17 protein-coding genes and 1 tRNA gene are annotated in these 15,313 nt (G+C 68.5%); 13 read left to right on the top strand and 5 right to left on the bottom strand.

The window, feature by feature from the left end; genetic code table 11:
* Positions 1 to 209 precede the first annotated feature (209 nt).
* The 13 genes from ACQQ2N_RS10490 to ACQQ2N_RS10430 all read left to right on the top strand — a co-directional run bounded on the left by ACQQ2N_RS10490 (position 210) and on the right by ACQQ2N_RS10430 (position 11,629).
* Entirely contained in the window at positions 210 to 1,196 is a 987-nt protein-coding gene (locus ACQQ2N_RS10490; RefSeq protein ID WP_440225665.1) for a DUF3187 family protein, read from the top strand.
* Between the two features lie 58 nt (positions 1,197 to 1,254).
* Positions 1,255 to 1,331: transfer RNA gene (locus ACQQ2N_RS10485), tRNA-Arg, on the top strand.
* Between the two features lie 106 nt (positions 1,332 to 1,437).
* Entirely contained in the window at positions 1,438 to 2,970 is a 1,533-nt protein-coding gene (gene amaB / locus ACQQ2N_RS10480) for an L-piperidine-6-carboxylate dehydrogenase (RefSeq protein WP_440225664.1), read from the top strand.
* A 181-nt stretch (positions 2,971 to 3,151) separates the two neighbouring features.
* The gene (locus ACQQ2N_RS10475; protein ID WP_440225663.1) at positions 3,152 to 3,925 is read left to right on the top strand and encodes a methyltransferase domain-containing protein; all 774 of its coding nucleotides are present in this window, start codon (positions 3,152 to 3,154) and stop codon (positions 3,923 to 3,925) included.
* Between the two features lie 50 nt (positions 3,926 to 3,975).
* Positions 3,976 to 4,614, top strand: a complete 639-nt coding sequence (locus tag ACQQ2N_RS10470; protein WP_440225662.1) for a phosphatase PAP2 family protein — start codon at positions 3,976 to 3,978, stop codon at positions 4,612 to 4,614.
* A gap of 80 nt (positions 4,615 to 4,694) precedes the next feature.
* Positions 4,695 to 5,393, top strand: coding sequence for a response regulator transcription factor (locus ACQQ2N_RS10465; protein WP_440225661.1), 699 nt, complete (start codon positions 4,695 to 4,697; stop codon positions 5,391 to 5,393).
* Position 5,394: 1 nt separating this feature from the next.
* Positions 5,395 to 6,762: an ATP-binding protein gene (locus tag ACQQ2N_RS10460; RefSeq protein ID WP_440225660.1), complete on the top strand. Its 1,368-nt coding sequence runs from the start codon at positions 5,395 to 5,397 to the stop codon at positions 6,760 to 6,762.
* 181 nt (positions 6,763 to 6,943) lie between these two features.
* On the top strand, positions 6,944 to 7,399 hold the full coding sequence (locus ACQQ2N_RS10455; protein ID WP_440225659.1) for a PA2169 family four-helix-bundle protein: 456 nt from the start codon (positions 6,944 to 6,946) through the stop codon (positions 7,397 to 7,399).
* An 88-nt stretch (positions 7,400 to 7,487) separates the two neighbouring features.
* On the top strand, positions 7,488 to 7,661 hold the full coding sequence (locus ACQQ2N_RS10450) for a DUF1328 domain-containing protein (protein WP_440225658.1): 174 nt from the start codon (positions 7,488 to 7,490) through the stop codon (positions 7,659 to 7,661).
* A 265-nt stretch (positions 7,662 to 7,926) separates the two neighbouring features.
* Positions 7,927 to 8,913 carry an alpha/beta fold hydrolase gene (locus tag ACQQ2N_RS10445; protein ID WP_440225657.1) on the top strand — a complete coding sequence of 329 codons (987 nt, stop codon included), beginning with the start codon at positions 7,927 to 7,929 and terminating at the stop codon, positions 8,911 to 8,913.
* Positions 8,910 to 10,214: an ATP-binding protein gene (locus tag ACQQ2N_RS10440; RefSeq protein ID WP_440225656.1), complete on the top strand. Its 1,305-nt coding sequence runs from the start codon at positions 8,910 to 8,912 to the stop codon at positions 10,212 to 10,214. Before ACQQ2N_RS10445 ends, ACQQ2N_RS10440 begins: the two co-directional genes overlap by 4 nt.
* Positions 10,204 to 10,776 (top strand): response regulator transcription factor, encoded by a 573-nt coding sequence (locus ACQQ2N_RS10435; RefSeq protein WP_440225655.1) that lies wholly within the window; start codon positions 10,204 to 10,206, stop codon positions 10,774 to 10,776. Before ACQQ2N_RS10440 ends, ACQQ2N_RS10435 begins: the two co-directional genes overlap by 11 nt.
* 70 nt (positions 10,777 to 10,846) lie before the next feature.
* Positions 10,847 to 11,629 (top strand): MBL fold metallo-hydrolase, encoded by a 783-nt coding sequence (locus ACQQ2N_RS10430; RefSeq protein WP_440225654.1) that lies wholly within the window; start codon positions 10,847 to 10,849, stop codon positions 11,627 to 11,629.
* Between the two features lie 14 nt (positions 11,630 to 11,643).
* Here the strand turns inward: ACQQ2N_RS10430 and ACQQ2N_RS10425 are convergent, their stop codons facing one another.
* From ACQQ2N_RS10425 to ACQQ2N_RS10405, 5 genes are all read right to left on the bottom strand, one after another.
* The gene (locus ACQQ2N_RS10425) at positions 11,644 to 11,961 is read right to left on the bottom strand and encodes a hypothetical protein (RefSeq protein WP_440225653.1); all 318 of its coding nucleotides are present in this window, start codon (positions 11,959 to 11,961) and stop codon (positions 11,644 to 11,646) included.
* Positions 11,962 to 12,042: 81 nt separating this feature from the next.
* Complete coding sequence (locus tag ACQQ2N_RS10420) at positions 12,043 to 12,429, bottom strand: hypothetical protein (protein WP_440225652.1); 387 nt, start codon at positions 12,427 to 12,429, stop codon at positions 12,043 to 12,045.
* 45 nt (positions 12,430 to 12,474) lie between these two features.
* Positions 12,475 to 13,326 carry a hypothetical protein gene (locus tag ACQQ2N_RS10415; RefSeq protein WP_440225651.1) on the bottom strand — a complete coding sequence of 284 codons (852 nt, stop codon included), beginning with the start codon at positions 13,324 to 13,326 and terminating at the stop codon, positions 12,475 to 12,477.
* 33 nt (positions 13,327 to 13,359) lie between these two features.
* Entirely contained in the window at positions 13,360 to 13,839 is a 480-nt protein-coding gene (locus ACQQ2N_RS10410) for a hypothetical protein (RefSeq protein WP_440225650.1), read from the bottom strand.
* Positions 13,840 to 14,327: 488 nt separating this feature from the next.
* A complete protein-coding gene (locus ACQQ2N_RS10405; protein ID WP_440225649.1) occupies positions 14,328 to 15,281 on the bottom strand; it encodes an isoaspartyl peptidase/L-asparaginase family protein in 954 nt (317 codons plus the stop codon).
* Positions 15,282 to 15,313 lie beyond the last annotated feature (32 nt).

The raw sequence follows: 15,313 nt of genomic DNA, 5'->3' as shown, positions 1-15,313 counted from the left end.
GCGTCTCGTACCTGCCTTGATCCGGGGTCTGGTACACCGTCGCGCCGATGGCAAGACAGACTTCTCTCCCGATGCAGAAGACGTGACGATCGCACCGGGTTGGTGGAGCAGGAGTCACCGCCGGGAACCCCTCATTCCCGACGTCAGATGCCGCAACGCTTCGAAGCCATCATGCTCCTCTCCACCGAGCCTCCACGGAATCCGAATCGATGACGCCCGCTTCCCGCCCTCCCCTGCCGATGCGAAAGACGCTTGCGATCGCGGTCTGTCTCGTCGCATTCGCACCGACCGCGCACGCGCAATGGCTGCAGGCGCGCGACCAGAATCCGTTCGCGCTCGCCACCGGCCTGCCGCTGCCGCCGGCTGCGCCCGCGGCGGGCTGGCAGCTCGATGCGACGTTCCACGTCGCCAACACCGAGCTCGCGCAGCAGCATGGCGACAGCGCGCTCGTGTTCGATGCGGAAACCCGCGAAACGCGCGTCGCGTTCACGCGCGCATTCGACAAGCGCTGGAGCCTGCGCGTCTCGCTCGGGCACGTCGCGATCGGCGACGGCGTGCTCGATGGCGCGATCTCGGATTTCCACCGCGCCTTCGGCTTCGACAACGGCGACCGCGACCGCCTCGGCACGCAGGCGCCGTTCGTCGAGGTACGCGACGGCGACCGTGTGCTGCGCACGCTCACGCGCGGCCGCTCGGGCGCCGGCCCGACCCTCGTCGACCTGACGCGCCGCTGGAATATCGGTGAGACGACGGTCGGCCTCACGCTCGGTACCAAGCTCGCCACGGGCAGCCGCGCCGGACTCGCCGACAGCGGCAGCCACGACGTCTCGGCCAGCGGTTTCGTCGAGCAAGCGCTCGGCGAACGCTGGACCGTCGCCGCACGCGCCGGCGTGCTCTACCAGTCCGACAACACGCTGCTCGAGGACCGCGCCCGCGAGGTCGTGCCGTTCGCGGGCGCTGCGGTCGGCTACCGCCTCGGCGAGCGCTGGCGCGCGATCGTCCAGGCCGACGCCCACGCCGAGCTCTACCGCGACCTGCCCGGCTTCTTCGGCGCGGCCAACCTGCTCAGCTTCGGCCTCTCGCGCCAAAGCGACCGCCACGGCACGTTCTTCATGACGCTCGCCGAGGACGTGCCGCGCCTGCGTACGACCGACGTCGTGCTGCAGCTCGGCTGGCGCCTGCACGGCGGCCGCTGACACGTGCATCGGCTCGGATTCGCGCGGGCGATGTGGGACAATCCCGCCCCGCTCGCATGGCCCCGTAGCTCAGCTGGATAGAGCGTTCCCCTCCTAAGGGAAAGGTCGCCCGTTCGAATCGGGCCGGGGTCGCCATGCCGCATGCCGCCCTCGCCACGTGCGCTAGAATGGGCGGTTTCCGCGCCGCCCCGATGCCGTACCGCATCCGCCCGGCGCCTCCCACCGAACCTGGAGTCCCCGCATGTCGTCCACCCTCCTCAAGGCGCTCGACCTTGGCAGCAGCAATTCCGGCACGTACCTCGGCAACGGCGAGTGGTCGACCACGACCGATGCCGGCGTACTGCAGTCGGTGAACCCGACCACGAACGCCGTGATCGGCGAGGTCCACGCGAGCAGCCAGGCCGACTACGAGACCGTGATCGCGCGTGCGCAGGCCGCGTTCAAGGTGTGGCGCACGACGCCGGCGCCGCGCCGCGGCGAAGCCGTGCGCCTGTGCGGCGAAGCGCTGCGCAAGCACAAGGACGCGCTCGGCTCGCTGGTCGCGCTCGAGATGGGCAAGTCCAAGCCGGAAGGCGACGGCGAAGTGCAGGAGATGATCGACATCGCCGACTTCGCGGTCGGCCAGAGCCGCATGCTCTACGGCTACACGATGCATTCGGAGCGCCCGGGCCACCGCATGTACGAGCAGTACCAGCCGCTCGGCCTCGTCGGCATCATCAGCGCGTTCAACTTCCCGGTCGCGGTGTGGGCGTGGAACTCGTTCCTCGCGGCGATCTGCGGCGACATCTGCATCTGGAAGCCGTCCAACAAGACGCCGCTGACCGCGATCGCATCGATGAAGATCTGCAACGAGGCGCTCAAGTCCGCAGGCTTCCCGGACATCTTCTTCCTGATCAACGACGCCGGCACCGAGCTCGCCCAGCAGTTCGTGGACGATAAGCGCATCCCGCTGATCAGCTTCACGGGCTCGACCGCGGTCGGCCGCACGGTCGGCGAGCGCGTCGCGCGCCGCATGGGCCGCAGCCTGCTCGAGCTCGGCGGCAACAACGCGATCATCCTCGACGAGACGGCTGACCTGAAGCTCGCGATCCCGGGCATCGTGTTCGGCGCGGTCGGCACGGCCGGCCAGCGCTGCACGACGACGCGCCGCCTGATCGTGCACGCGTCGATCTACGACACCGTGCTCGCCTCGCTCAAGAAGGCCTATCAGCAGGTCGAAGGCAAGATCGGCGATCCGACCGACGCCGCCAACCTGATGGGCCCGCTCAACAGCAAGGCCGCCGTGCAGCAGTTCCTCGCCTCGATCGAGAAGGCGAAGGCCAGCGGCGGCACCGTCGAGACCGGCGGCACCGCCATCGACCGCGACGGCAACTTCGTGCTGCCGGCGATCGTCACGGGCCTCAAGAACAGCGACGAGGTGGTCCAGCACGAGACGTTCGCGCCGATCCTCTACGTGATGAAGTACGACACGCTCGACGAGGCGATCGACATGCAGAACGGCGTGCCGCAGGGCCTGTCGTCGTCGATCTTCACGCAGAACCTCAAGTCGGCCGAGCAGTTCCTGTCGGCGGCCGGTTCGGACTGCGGCATCGCCAACGTCAACATCGGCACCTCGGGCGCCGAGATCGGCGGTGCGTTCGGCGGCGAGAAGGAAACCGGCGGCGGCCGCGAATCGGGTTCGGACGCGTGGAAGGCCTACATGCGCCGCCAGACCAACACGATCAACTACTCGAACTCGCTGCCGCTCGCGCAGGGCATCAAGTTCGATCTGTGACGCATGTGAGCCCCTCTCCCTCCGGGAGAGGGGTTGGGGAGAGGGTGCGGGATCGTGACCGAGCCCCATCATCGGCGCGAGCCCGGACCCTCATCCGGCCCTTTCGGGCCACCCCGTATCGGAGTACGGGGCAGGCTCTTCTCCCGGAGGGAGAAGGGAAGAACACACGTCCTGCCGCTCGATGACCGACTTCGACCCCACGCGCCGCTTCTCCGATCGCGCCGGCGACTACGCGCGCTGGCGGCCAGGTTATCCCGGTGCGCTAGTGCCGTGGCTGCACGCGACGTTCGGCATCGACGCGACATGGCACGTCGCCGACATCGGGGCCGGCACGGGCTTGTCGGCACAGCCCTTCCTCGATGCCAAGCATCGCGTGACCGGTGTCGAGCCGAATGCGGCGATGCGCGAGGCTGCGCTTGCCGCACTGGCGCATGAACGTCACTTCTCGATGATCGGCGGTACCGCCGAGGCGACGCCGCTCGCCGGGGCCTCGATCGATCTCGTCACCTGCGCACAGGCGTTCCACTGGTTCGATCGCGACGCCGTGCGGCATGAGTGGTCGCGCCTGCTGACGCCGCGCGGTCTCGTCGCGGTCTACTGGAACACGCTCGTCGAGGACCACGGTGCGTTCGAGGCCGCCTACGCGGCACTCCTCGCGCGCCACGGCATCGACCACGCCGCCGTCGCGGCCGCGCATCCCGACGATGCCGCGATGCAGGCGTGGTTCGGCGGCGGCCTGCGCGGCGCGACGCGCCTCGCCCACCCGCAGCGGCTCACGTTCGAGGCCTTGCGCGGACGCCTGCTGTCGTCCTCTCACGCGCCACGCGAAGGCCACCCGGCCCATGCGCCGATGCTCGCGGCCCTACGCGACCTGTTCGACCGCCACGCCGTCAACGGGAGCGTCGCGATGCGCCTGGATACGCGCGTGTTCGTCGGCGATCCGCGCGTCCGCTGAGCGTGGGTCGATCGGTTAGGATGCGCCTCCGCTTCCCTCCCGATCCCGCCATGAATCGTCGCCTGCTGCTCTGGACCGGTCTCGTCGCCCTCGTGCTCATGACCGCAGGCCTGCTCGGCGTGGACTACCCGCTGACGCGCTGGGTCGCCGGCAGCGGCTACCAGAATGCGGCGTTCTTCCGCGAACCGCTCGACCTGTTCGACACCGTGCTCGGCGTGCACGTCTGGTACTGGCTCGCCTGCAGCGTGCTCGGCGGCCTCGGCGTGCTAGGCCTGCTGCTGCAGCGTCCGCTAGGGCTGCCGTCGCGCCTGCCGCCGTCGCTGATCGCGGTCGCGCTCACGCAGGCCGCGACGATCGGCATGATGATCCTCGGCAAGACCACGTTCGGCCGCATGCGCCCCGAGAACGTTCTCGCCTCGGGCAACTGGGACGCGATCTGGTTCATGGGCGGCGGCTCGTTCCCGTCGGGCCACTCGGCGTTCTACTTCGGCCTGTTCCTGCCGCTCGCGGCGCTCGCGCCGAAGACCTGGCAGCGCGTCGTGCTGCTCGCGATCCCGGTGTTCGTGGTCTGCGCGCGCATCAACATGTCCAAGCACTTTCTGTCGGACGTGGCCGGTTCCGCGCTGGTCGCTGCGCTGGCCGGCCTGCTGGTGTCGGTGATCCTGCGCCGCTGGCTGGCCCCGCGCTGATGTAAACGCCTGCAAAGACGGGCAATCCGGCGCAAAGTCCATGGCGCGCCGGGCGCGCTTGCGGCATGGTTGCGGGTGACATGAACGCTCCGCACATCCTCCTCGCCGACGATGACCACGAACTCGCCGGCCTGCTGCGCGACTTCCTGCACCGCGAGGGCTTCGAGGTCACGCTCGCGCACGACGCCGAATCGGCGATCACCGCCGCGCGCGGCCGCACGTTCGACGCCATCGTGCTCGACGTGATGCTGCCGGGCCGCTCGGGCCTGGACGTGCTGCGCGAGCTGCGCCGCGAATCGAACCTGCCCGTGCTCATGGTCACCGCGCTCGGCGAGGACATCGACCGCATCCTCGGCCTCGAGCTCGGTGCCGACGACTACCTGCCCAAGCCGTGCAACCCGCGCGAGCTCGCCGCGCGCCTGCGTGCCGTGCTGCGCCGCGCACGCGGCGAGGCCGCCGAGGCGCTGACCGACATCCAGTGCGGGCGCCTTGCGCTCAAGGCCGCCGCGCGCGCCGTGACCGTCGACGGCAAGCCGATCCCGCTGACCTCGACCGAGTTCGACCTGCTCACGCTGCTCATGCGCGAGTGCGGCCGGGTGGTCAGCAAGGAGCGCATCTCGCAGACCGTGCTCGGCCGCCCGCTCGGCCCGTACGACCGCTCGATCGACGTGCACGTGTCCAACCTGCGCCGCAAGATCGGCGAACTCGGCGACGGCAGCTCGCCGATCACGACGATCCACCGCAGCGGCTACCTGCTCCGCCAGTCCGAAGGCAGCTGACGTGCGTCGCCTGTTCTGGCGCATCTTCGCGGCGTTCTGGCTCGCCAACGCCGCGATCATCATCACCCTGGCGTGGCTGACCACGAGCAGCTTCGAGTCGCAGAAGATCCCGGGCCTCGAGATCACGCGCCTGCAGGCTGCGATGGACGAACAGCTCGGCCGCCTCGCGCGCGAGGCGCGCCGCGGTGGCGCCGAACGCCTGCAGCAGACGCTGCGCATCGCCGACAGCATGGGTCCGATCGAGTTCTACGCGCTCGATGCGAACAACCAGGACACGCTGGGCAAGCGCGTCTCGCGCGACGCGCTCGCGGCCGCCTCGGCATTCCGCGCAGGCAACGCGATGCCGAGCGAGCGCGTGCGCGTGATGCCGGCCACGCTGCGCGAGGATCGCAGCGAGATCGTGCTCGTCGCGGCCGCGGAAGGCTCGCTGGTCGGTCGCATCATCTACAAGCGCGGCGTGAGCTTCTGGTCGCACCTGATCGTCGCGATGGTGGTCAGCGCGGTGGTCAGCGCGCTGCTCGCGTGGTTCGTGGCCGCGCCACTCGCGCGCATCCGTGCGAGCACGCGCCGCTTCGCCGAGGGCGACCTCGACGCGCGCGTCGGCCGCCTGCCGTTCGGACGCAGCACCGAGATCACCGCTCTGGCCGAAGAGTTCGACAACATGGCCGCGCGCATCACCGACCTCGTCGAGAACAACCGCCGCCTCGTGCGCGACGTCTCGCACGAACTGCGCTCGCCGCTCGCGCGCCTGCGCGTCGCGCTCGAGCTCGCGCGCGACGGCGACGAGGCCACCGTGGCGCAATCGATGGCGCGCATCGAACGCGAAGCCGATCGCCTCGAGGCGATGCTCGCGCAGGCGATCGAACTGTCGCGCCTCGCCACGCGCCCAGAGCGCCAGGTCGAGCGCATCGCGATCGTCGAGCTGCTCGAGGACGTCATCGCGAATGCCGACTACGAGGGCGCGCCAAGCGGCCGCCGCATCGTGCTCGACGGACGCACCGAGGCTTTCGTTTCCGGATCACGCGACGCCTTGCACAGTGCACTCGAGAACGTGCTGCGCAATGCGCTCGCCTACTCGACCGGTGATGCACCGATCGAGGTACACCTCGTGGTCGACGAGTCGACGGCACGCACGCTGTCGCTGGAGATCCGCGATCACGGCCCCGGCGTCGCCGAGGCCGACCTCGTGCGCATCTTCGAACCGTTCTATCGCACCGATGCGGCACGCGCGCGCTCGAGCGGCGGCACCGGGCTCGGCCTCGCGATCGCTCGCCGCGCGATCGTCAACCACGGCGGCACGATCGTCGCCGCGAACGCCGACGGCGGCGGCCTTTCGATGCGCATCACGCTGCCGCTCGCAGCGGTCTGATCCGCGTCGCGCCGCGGTTCGCGTGCCGCTTACCACGACGTGCGCTGAACACTCTGCGGACGTGCGCTGAATGACTGCCACTTAAGCCGTCGAATCACGTTTCCTGCGTGCCAGTATCGGTCCACACGCTTCGCCACGAGCACCGAGCGAAGCCTTCCCCCGGACACGCAAGGAGACCGACATGAGCAAGCACAACCATACCGACACAGCGAGCCTCAACGACCTCATCGAGGTGCTCAACGACGGCAAGTCGTTCTACGAGGAGTCGGCCACGAAGGTGCGCCCGGACCTCGCCGTGCTGTTCCAGCGCATGGCGCGCACGAAGGCCGCGATCGCGGGCGATCTCGCCGCGCTGGTCGCGTCGAGCGGCGAGAAGCCGGCCGAGAGCGGCACGTTCGTCGGCGCGATGCGCAAGCTCTACGCCGAGGTGCGCACGAGCCTCGCGAGCGACCAGGATGCCGAGTACGTCGCCCAGCTCGAGGAGTTCGAGGACCGCATCCTCGCCTCGTTCCGCAAGGTCGTCGAGAACTCGGACGATCCGGCTACGCAGGCCATCGCGCAGCGCCACCTGCCGGCCGTGACGCGCGACCACAACGACATGCGCGCGCTCAAGCAGATCGAGGCCGCGCACTCGTAAGCGCGCCGCCCGGGCGAGGCCATCCTCGCCCGGGCTTTTCCGATATCGGGATCAGACACTTCTCCCTGTACGCGCCCGAGGCCACGTCATGCTCAAGCTCGCCATCATCTTCGCCATCATCTCGCTGATCGCCGGCGGTCTCGGCTTCACGGGCATCGCCGGTGCCTCGGCCGGCATCGCCAAGATCATCTTCGGCATCTTCCTGCTGCTTCTGCTGCTTGCGCTGCTCGGCATCTTTCTCGGCGTGAGCCTCGCGTTCTGATGGAGGCGTTCCCACGTACGGCGAGCGTCCCTTCTCCCTGCGGGAGAAGGTGGCCCGAAGGGCGGGAAGAGGGCCCGGGATCGCGACGATGATCGGAAGTCGTCACGATCCCGCACCCTCTCCCCAACCCCTCTCCCGGAGGGAGAGAGGCTCAAGAGCGATGCCTCGGCATTACCGGCACTACCGGCACAGAACGAACCTCGTCAAAGCGATTCCACGGACGGCGGTATGATGGGCGGCCAAACGCCGCCGCCTTGTGCCCGTCATGATCTGCACCGCTGCATTTCGTCTCTCCCTCGTGTCCCTGCTCGCCCTCGCGGGTTCCTCTGTCGCGGCACCGCTTTCCGAAGCCTCGCATTTCAGCTTCGAGAGCCAGCAGCAGACGATGCAGATGGCTTGGCGCGACGTCGCGCCGAGTGGAAAGGCCAACGGCCGCACCGCGGTGCTGCTGCACGGCAAGAACTTCTGCGCGGGTTACTGGGCCGATACCGCCGAAGCGCTCGCGGCGAAAGGCTTCCGCGTCATCGTCCCCGAGCAGATCGGCTTCTGCGCATCGGACATGCCGCAGCGCTACCAGTTCTCGCTGCACCAGCTCGCCGACAACACGGTGGCCCTGCTCGACCACGCCAAGGTGGCCGGCAAGGTCGACCTGATCGGCCACTCGATGGGCGGCATGCTCGCGACGCGGCTCGCGTTGCGCCATCCCGATCGTGTCGCGCGACTCGTGCTGGTCAATCCGATCGGCCTCGAGGACTGGCAGGCCAAGGGCGCCGTGTGGCGTGGCGTCGACGCGGCCTACAAGGGCGAGCTCGGCAACGGCTATGCGCGCATCGCCGCCTACCAGAAGCAGAACTACTACGACGGCGAGTGGACGCCGGCCTACGACGCGCTCGCGCGCGAACTCGCGGCGGTCTACGAAGGCCCGAAGGGGAGGGCCTACGCGTGGAATGCGGCGCTCACCTCGGAGATGGTGTTCACGCAGCCCGTGATCCACGACGTGCACCGCCTCGCCGTGCCGACCACGCTGATCATCGGCGAGCGCGACCGCACTGCGATCGGCCGTGACGGCGCGCCGGCCGACGTGGCCAAGGCCCTCGGCGACTACCCGGCGCTCGGTCGCGATGTCGCCGGGCGCATCCCGGGCGCGACGCTGGTCGCGCTCGACGGCTTCGGTCACCTGCCGCATATCGAGGCTCCCGAGCGCTTCCGCGACGCCTTGTTCGCGGCGTTGCGCCGGGACACGCCGCGATGAGCGTCTTCATGCGCGGATCGAGCTGGTCGCATGGCCCGCGCCAGCTCGCCGTGACGCTGGCCTGGCTGCGCCTGTGCGCGATCGCGGGGCAGGTGTTCACCGTCGCGTTCGTGTCGTACGGGCTCGGCCTCGAGATCCCGCTCGGCGCGCTGTTCGCGGGCATCGGCGTGCTGACCTTGTTCGCGCTGTTCGCGTTCTGGCGGCTCGGCATGGACTGGCCGGTCACGCGCCTCGAGCCGGTCGTGCACATCACGGTCGACACGATCGTGCTGTCGTACCTGCTCTACCTGACCGGCGGCGCGACCAACCCGTTCGCCTCGCTGCTGGTCATGCCCATCACGCTGGCCGCGACCGCGCTGACCGTGCGGCCCGTCGCGTTCGTGGCCACGCTGGCCGTGGTCGCCTACCTCGTGCTCATGCGCTGGTTCGTGCCGTTGCCGGCCGTGGCCGACATCGGCGAACCGGGCGGCTATACGCTGCACCTGATCGGCGCCGCGATCAGCTTCGCGATCACCGCGGCGATGCTCGGCTTCTTCATCACGCGCCTCGCGCGTGCGCTGCGCGCGCAGCAGGCCGAGGCCGACCTCGAGCGCGAGCGCGCGCTGCGCGACGAGGGCATCCTCGCGATCGCGACGCAATCGGCGAGCACCGCGCACGAGCTCAACACGCCACTTTCGACGATGCGCACGCTGCTCGGCGAACTCGCGCGCGAGCACGCCGCCGACGCACGCCTGAGCGCCGACATCACCTTGCTCGCCGGCCAGGCCGAGCGCTGCCGCAACATCCTGCGCGACCTCGTCGCGGTCGGCAGCAACCAGCTCGCCGGCATCGCCGAGCCGATGACGGTGGGCGAGTTCGCCGGCCGCGTGCGCGAATCGTTCCACCTGCTGCGACCCGAGATCGAAGTCGGCTACACGGGCGAGGACGATGCCGAGGCGCTGACGATCCACGTGATCCCGGCGCTCAGCCACGCGCTCGTGAACCTGCTCAACAACGCCGCCGACGCTTCGCTCGCCCAGGGTAGCGACCGCATCGAGCTGCGCGCGGGCCGTCTCGGCGACCAGCTCAAGTTCCGCGTGCGCGACTACGGCGCCGGCATGCAGGCCAACGTGCAGCGCAGCATCGGCATGCGCTTCCAGACCACCAAGGGCCACGGCCTGGGCCTCGGCCTCGCGCTGGCCAAGGCCACGGCCGAGCGCTTCGGCGGCAGCCTGGTCGCCTCCGGCGCCCAGGGCGGCGGTACCCTGCAGTGTTTGCTTCTCCCACTCGCTACGCTGGACAATCCCGCCCATGGCCACTGAATCCACCGAGCGCATCCTCGTCGTCGACGACGACGAAACCTTCGTCCACGTGCTCTCGCGTGCCCTCGGCGCGCGTGGCTTCGAGGTCAGCGGCGCGCGCGACGCGACCCAGGCCCTCGCCGCCTGTGCCGAACATCGCCCGCGCTACGTCGTGCTGGATCTCAAGCTCGGCAGCGAAAGCGGCCTCGCGCTGATCCCGCGCCTGCTCGCGGTGCGCCCGGACCTGCGCATCCTGCTGCTGACGGGCTACGCGTCGATCGCCACCGCGGTCGAGGCGATCAAGCGCGGCGCGCACGACTACCTCGCCAAGCCGGTCGACGCCGACCAGGTGGTCGCGGCGCTGCTCGGCGAATCGGCCAGCCACGTCAACGCCGCGGTCGTGCCCGATGCACCGCCGCCGCTCAAGCGCCTGGAGTGGGAACACATCCAGCGCGTGCTCGCCGAGTGCGACGGCAACATCTCCGAAGCCGCGCGCCGCCTCGGCCTGCACCGCCGCACGCTGCAGCGCAAGCTCGCCAAGCGCCCCGTGCGCGAAGCACGACGCGACGTCCCGCCCGGTTGATCGACGTCAACGCGCGTTTCGCGCGCGTCCGCAGAATGCAGGCTCCGTTTCCACGCAGCCTGCACCGCGCATGCCCACCGAGCTGTTCCGCAAGGGCGATCACGCCTGCATCGCCTTCCACGACCTCGTGCGCGGCGATGACGGCGTCCACGCCAACCAGTTCCTCGTCATCGACGGCGCCGAATCCGCGCTGATCGATCCGGGCGGCGCGCTGCTCTACACGCCGCTGAGCCTCGCGATGTCACCGTACGTGCAGCCGCGCGACCTCACCTGGATCATCGCCTCGCACCAGGATCCCGACATCATCGGCTCGGTCGACCGCTGGCTCATGTACACGAAGGCGCGCATCGTGTGCTCCAAGCTGTGGGGCCGCTTCATCCCGCACAGCGTGCCGCACTACCAGAAGGACACCGGCGCCGACCGCTACGTGCTGCTGCCCGACGAAGGCGGCGACATCCCGATCGGCCGCTCCTACCTGCGCGCCGTGCCGGGCCATTTCCTGCACAGCGTCGGCAATTTCCAGTTCTACGATCCGATCAGCCGCATCCTGTTCTCGGGCGACCTCGGTGCGTCGATGGCCGAGGTGCCGTACGAGCCGATCGACGACTTCGACGTGCACCAGCAGACCATGATCGGCTTCCACCGCCGCTACATGGCCTCCAACCGCGCCTGCCGCTGGTGGGCCCGCCGCGCCCGCCAGCTCGACCTCGCCATGATCGTCCCCCAGCACGGCCCGCCGATCGCAGGCGCGGCCAACATCCGCAGGTTCATCGACTGGGTGGAGTCGCTCGTGTGCGGGGTGGATCTGCTGGCGGAGGACGAGCGGGAGCTGGGGTGGATGGGGAGGATGTGAGCGACGACCTCGCGTCAGTCTTCGTCTTCATCGTCCGCGTACGGCTCCTGGATCCACTCGCCGCCAGGTCCATGCCGCGTCGCACACCACCCCGGCGGCATCTCCGAGAGTTCGCCTATCGTGGGATCGGCCTCGATCACGCAACCGAGGCAAACCACCTTGAGATCCTCGGTCGCCATGCTGGTGCCGCAGAGAAACTGCCAGTCCCCATCGCGATCGTGATAGACCTCGCGAACGGGCTCCAGCCCTTCCATCGCCTGCCGCGTCGTGAAGACGGCCGTATTGATCGCCAGATCGAACGGCCAGGAAAGAAAGGAGTGGGAGTGGCTCATGCGAGGGATATCCATGGCAGGGCAGAAGTGGCCGCGATGGAAATCGCTTCGTCCAGCGACACTCGGGGCATGACGGGGCGATCAGAACCCGTTGAAGACAACCTTGCCGTTCCGATCCAGCGAACACTCCTGCTGCACCCTCGAGCGAAGCTGTTCCGGACTCGTCGCGGGATGCCTGTAGACGAATTCCGCCGCCTGCACCATCAGGTCCTGCACGACCGGCACTGACGTCACGTCACGGCTCTTCCGAACGAGTTCGAGCGTCTGATCTCTCGAGTATCCGCCATCGCGAATCTGGGCGAACTTGTAGAACGCATCGCTGAAGACGACGCATGCCTGAGGCGTTTCACCCTCCGGTGGCTGCGTGGAAGCGCCTACAGCGGCCGGCACGAAAGCAAGCAAGACATGCAACACGCGACGCACGGCCATCAAAGCTCCAATCGCCTCTGGGATCAGGCCATTATCCACGCTGCGGAGGATCGATTGCACTGCAGGCGGGTAGAGTTCGGATCGCTATTCCTCCCTCCGAACGCGTGGCTCATGTGATGGCCTCGCAACGGCGAACTCGTTTACGCCGAAAACGGGAGCTCCGTCGTGGGCACCGATGAGGATCAGGTAGAGGCGGACCTCGCTGCCCGCAGGAACCTCTGCACGAAACGCTGCGATGAGTTGCTTCTGGACGGGAACCCAGTACGTCTTGTCGTCCTGCCGCACCTCGATCTCCTTCGACGTGAACATCGCGGCGACGGCATCACCGTGTCCCATGGCCTTCGCCCAGCGCTCGACCAGGAATCGGTGTTCATCCCGAACGACACGGACTTGTCCCGTGAAGTCGACGACGGTATGAAACCTGTAGTGGGCTGCATCAAGCCACCACGTCGTGCCGGCCGGAACATCGAGGCGAGAACCGACCGCAGCGAGGGACGCCTCCCGATATGCCGCGTAATCGAAGCCCGAAGCCAGAACTGGCGTGGCGTGCGCGACAAGCAGGCATGACATCGCCAACGCTCTCAATGACGTCTTGCTCGAACAAGCCGCATCGCGGCGCGATGACGGGCGCTTCCGCTTGCCCCATGTCGCCCGCAGCAGGGAAACCACACCATCCAGGGCCAGCGCGATGGCAAAACCTGGAATGAGAAGGCTCCATCGGGATACATAGAGCGAACGCGTGACGTCGCTTGAGAACAGAGCCTCGTGAGCAATCCGCACGGGAAACACAAGGATCAAGGACAGGTAGAGCAGGATCGACCAGAAGCCTTCCGAGTCATAGTGCATTCCGAGCCAGCCGGAAAGAAATCCCGGCGCCAGTCCGAGCAGCAGGGCCGTGAAAGGGCATCGCCGGATAAAGCACACCGCACTCGACATCGATGTTCCTCGAAAGGATCGCAATGACTTCGGTCATTCGCACGCCAGGGAAAGCGACGTGCAGCGGAATATCCTGACAAGTCCATCTTCCCGCCCATCCATCACCTCCGCAATCGACGTTTTCCTACAGACTCGGACGTCACGGGGAAGAACTGCACAGCCTTCATCTCGACTCCCCGAGACCGGCCCGCGCCGGTGCAGAGTCGTGAAGTCCTCCACGGATGGAGTGCCGACCGGCGAGGCGTGTCCTGCGTGATCGATGGCCTCGATCGAATGCCGAACCATGAAGTCGAGAGTGTCGATGCCGATAGCGCCACGTCGCGCGCGCGTGTCGACTTGCCACTTCGAACGGACGTCAGCGCCGAGGAGCACATCGAGCAGCCCGGTGATCGGGCGTGCACGGCACGGCTGCGCGCCCCAGTTGCAGCCACGCAGAATGCTCCCCGACATGCTCGCGCGACGCGACGTGATGACGGTGCGTCGGGTCATCCCCAGGACTGCGGTCAGGTTCATTTGCCGGCGAACGTATTCTCCGAAGACGTGCATCGTCCCAAGGCAAATGAACCTGACCCCGGGCTCGTCTCGTATGCGCGCGCGGATGCGTGACGAAGGGGGTGGCGTCACACTCTGCCGCACGCTCATCCGGCCCTTCGGGCCACCTTCCCCCGGAGGGGGAAGGGAAAGCGATCGGGCCGCGCCGACCGAGACGCCCCGCATCATTGCATTCGACACCGAGAGCCAGAAGCTGGGGTCAGGTTCATTTGCCATCGAACGACATCGCATTCTTTCGCGGTGTCCCGAGGCAAATGAACCTGACCCCGGGCTCGTCACGTCTGCACGTGCGGAAGGACGGTCGCGTCGGATGCATGACGAAGGGTTCAGCCTCGCATCCCGCCGCACCCTCATCCGGCCCTTCGGGCCACCCCGTATCGGGGTACGGGGCAGGCTCTTCTCCCGGAAGGAGAAGGGAAAGCGATTGGGCCGCGCCGACCTCGGGAGGTCTAGCCCTTCGCGGCGAGGATCGCCGTATGCGCGCGGCCGTTGCGGTCGATCCATCCGCGGTACATGCCGTCGGTGTTGTACGGCAGCGCGATGTTGCCGGCGCGGTCGACCGCGATGACGCCGCCGTCGCCGCCGAGCGCCGGGATCACGTCGTCGATGACGGCGTGCGCGGCTTCGGCGAGCGTGGCGCCGCCGTAGGCCATGCGCGCGGCGATGTCGCGGGCAACGCCGGCGCGGATGAAGTATTCGCCCCAGCCGGTGGCCGAGACGGCGACGCGGTCGTCGGCCCAGGTGCCGGCGCCGATGATCGGCGAATCGCCGACGCGGCCCCAGCGCTTGTTGGTCATGCCGCCGGTCGAGGTTGCGGCGGCGAGGCGGCCCTGCGTGTCGAGCGCGACCGCGCCTACCGTGCCGTAGTGGATCGCGCGGCCGAGTTCGGCCTGGCGGCCGGCGCTCTCCTTCGCGATCGCGTCCTGCAGCTGCAGCCAGCGCGTGTCGGTGTGGAACCACGCCGGATCGACGAACGGCGTGCCGATCGACTCGGCGAAACGCTCCGCACCTTCGCCGAACAGCATCACGTGCGGCGACTGCTCCATGACGGCGCGTGCGAGCAGGATCGGATTGCGGATGCGGCGCACGCCGGCGACCGCACCGGCGTGGCGCGCGCTGCCGTCCATGATCGAGGCATCGAGTTCGTTGATGCCCTCGTGCGTGAATACGGCACCATGGCCGGCGTTGAAGTGCGGCGAATCCTCGAGCACGACGACAGCCGCGGCGACACCGTCGAGCGCGCTGCCGCCGTCGCGCAGCACCGCGTGGCCGGCCTCGAGCGCACGGGCGAGATCGTGTTCGACGGCAGCCTCGATCTCGGGCGTGAGCGTCGCGCGGATGACGCCCGCGCCACCGTGGACGAGCAGGATCGGCGGCATCGCCGGGGTGCGGGAAGCGGTCATCGCGGGCTCGCGGGTCGGGTGACGGAATGTCG

Source organism: Dokdonella aquatica, assembly GCF_051987395.1.
GTDB lineage: Bacteria > Pseudomonadota > Gammaproteobacteria > Xanthomonadales > Rhodanobacteraceae > Dokdonella.
This window is presented reverse-complemented; position numbering and strand designations above follow the sequence as displayed.

Coding starts and splice junctions, on each gene's coding strand:
- ACQQ2N_RS10435 (WP_440225655.1), top strand. CDS start 10,204: ATGGCCACTGAATCCACCGAGCGCATCCTCGTCGTCGACGACGACGAA.
- ACQQ2N_RS10425 (WP_440225653.1), bottom strand. CDS start 11,961: ATGAGCCACTCCCACTCCTTTCTTTCCTGGCCGTTCGATCTGGCGATC.
- ACQQ2N_RS10445 (WP_440225657.1), top strand. CDS start 7,927: ATGATCTGCACCGCTGCATTTCGTCTCTCCCTCGTGTCCCTGCTCGCC.
- ACQQ2N_RS10405 (WP_440225649.1), bottom strand. CDS start 15,281: ATGACCGCTTCCCGCACCCCGGCGATGCCGCCGATCCTGCTCGTCCAC.
- ACQQ2N_RS10465 (WP_440225661.1), top strand. CDS start 4,695: ATGAACGCTCCGCACATCCTCCTCGCCGACGATGACCACGAACTCGCC.
- ACQQ2N_RS10430 (WP_440225654.1), top strand. CDS start 10,847: ATGCCCACCGAGCTGTTCCGCAAGGGCGATCACGCCTGCATCGCCTTC.
- ACQQ2N_RS10455 (WP_440225659.1), top strand. CDS start 6,944: ATGAGCAAGCACAACCATACCGACACAGCGAGCCTCAACGACCTCATC.
- ACQQ2N_RS10450 (WP_440225658.1), top strand. CDS start 7,488: ATGCTCAAGCTCGCCATCATCTTCGCCATCATCTCGCTGATCGCCGGC.
- ACQQ2N_RS10440 (WP_440225656.1), top strand. CDS start 8,910: ATGAGCGTCTTCATGCGCGGATCGAGCTGGTCGCATGGCCCGCGCCAG.
- ACQQ2N_RS10490 (WP_440225665.1), top strand. CDS start 210: ATGACGCCCGCTTCCCGCCCTCCCCTGCCGATGCGAAAGACGCTTGCG.
- amaB (WP_440225664.1), top strand. CDS start 1,438: ATGTCGTCCACCCTCCTCAAGGCGCTCGACCTTGGCAGCAGCAATTCC.
- ACQQ2N_RS10415 (WP_440225651.1), bottom strand. CDS start 13,326: ATGTCGAGTGCGGTGTGCTTTATCCGGCGATGCCCTTTCACGGCCCTG.
- ACQQ2N_RS10410 (WP_440225650.1), bottom strand. CDS start 13,839: ATGAACCTGACCGCAGTCCTGGGGATGACCCGACGCACCGTCATCACG.
- ACQQ2N_RS10470 (WP_440225662.1), top strand. CDS start 3,976: ATGAATCGTCGCCTGCTGCTCTGGACCGGTCTCGTCGCCCTCGTGCTC.
- ACQQ2N_RS10475 (WP_440225663.1), top strand. CDS start 3,152: ATGACCGACTTCGACCCCACGCGCCGCTTCTCCGATCGCGCCGGCGAC.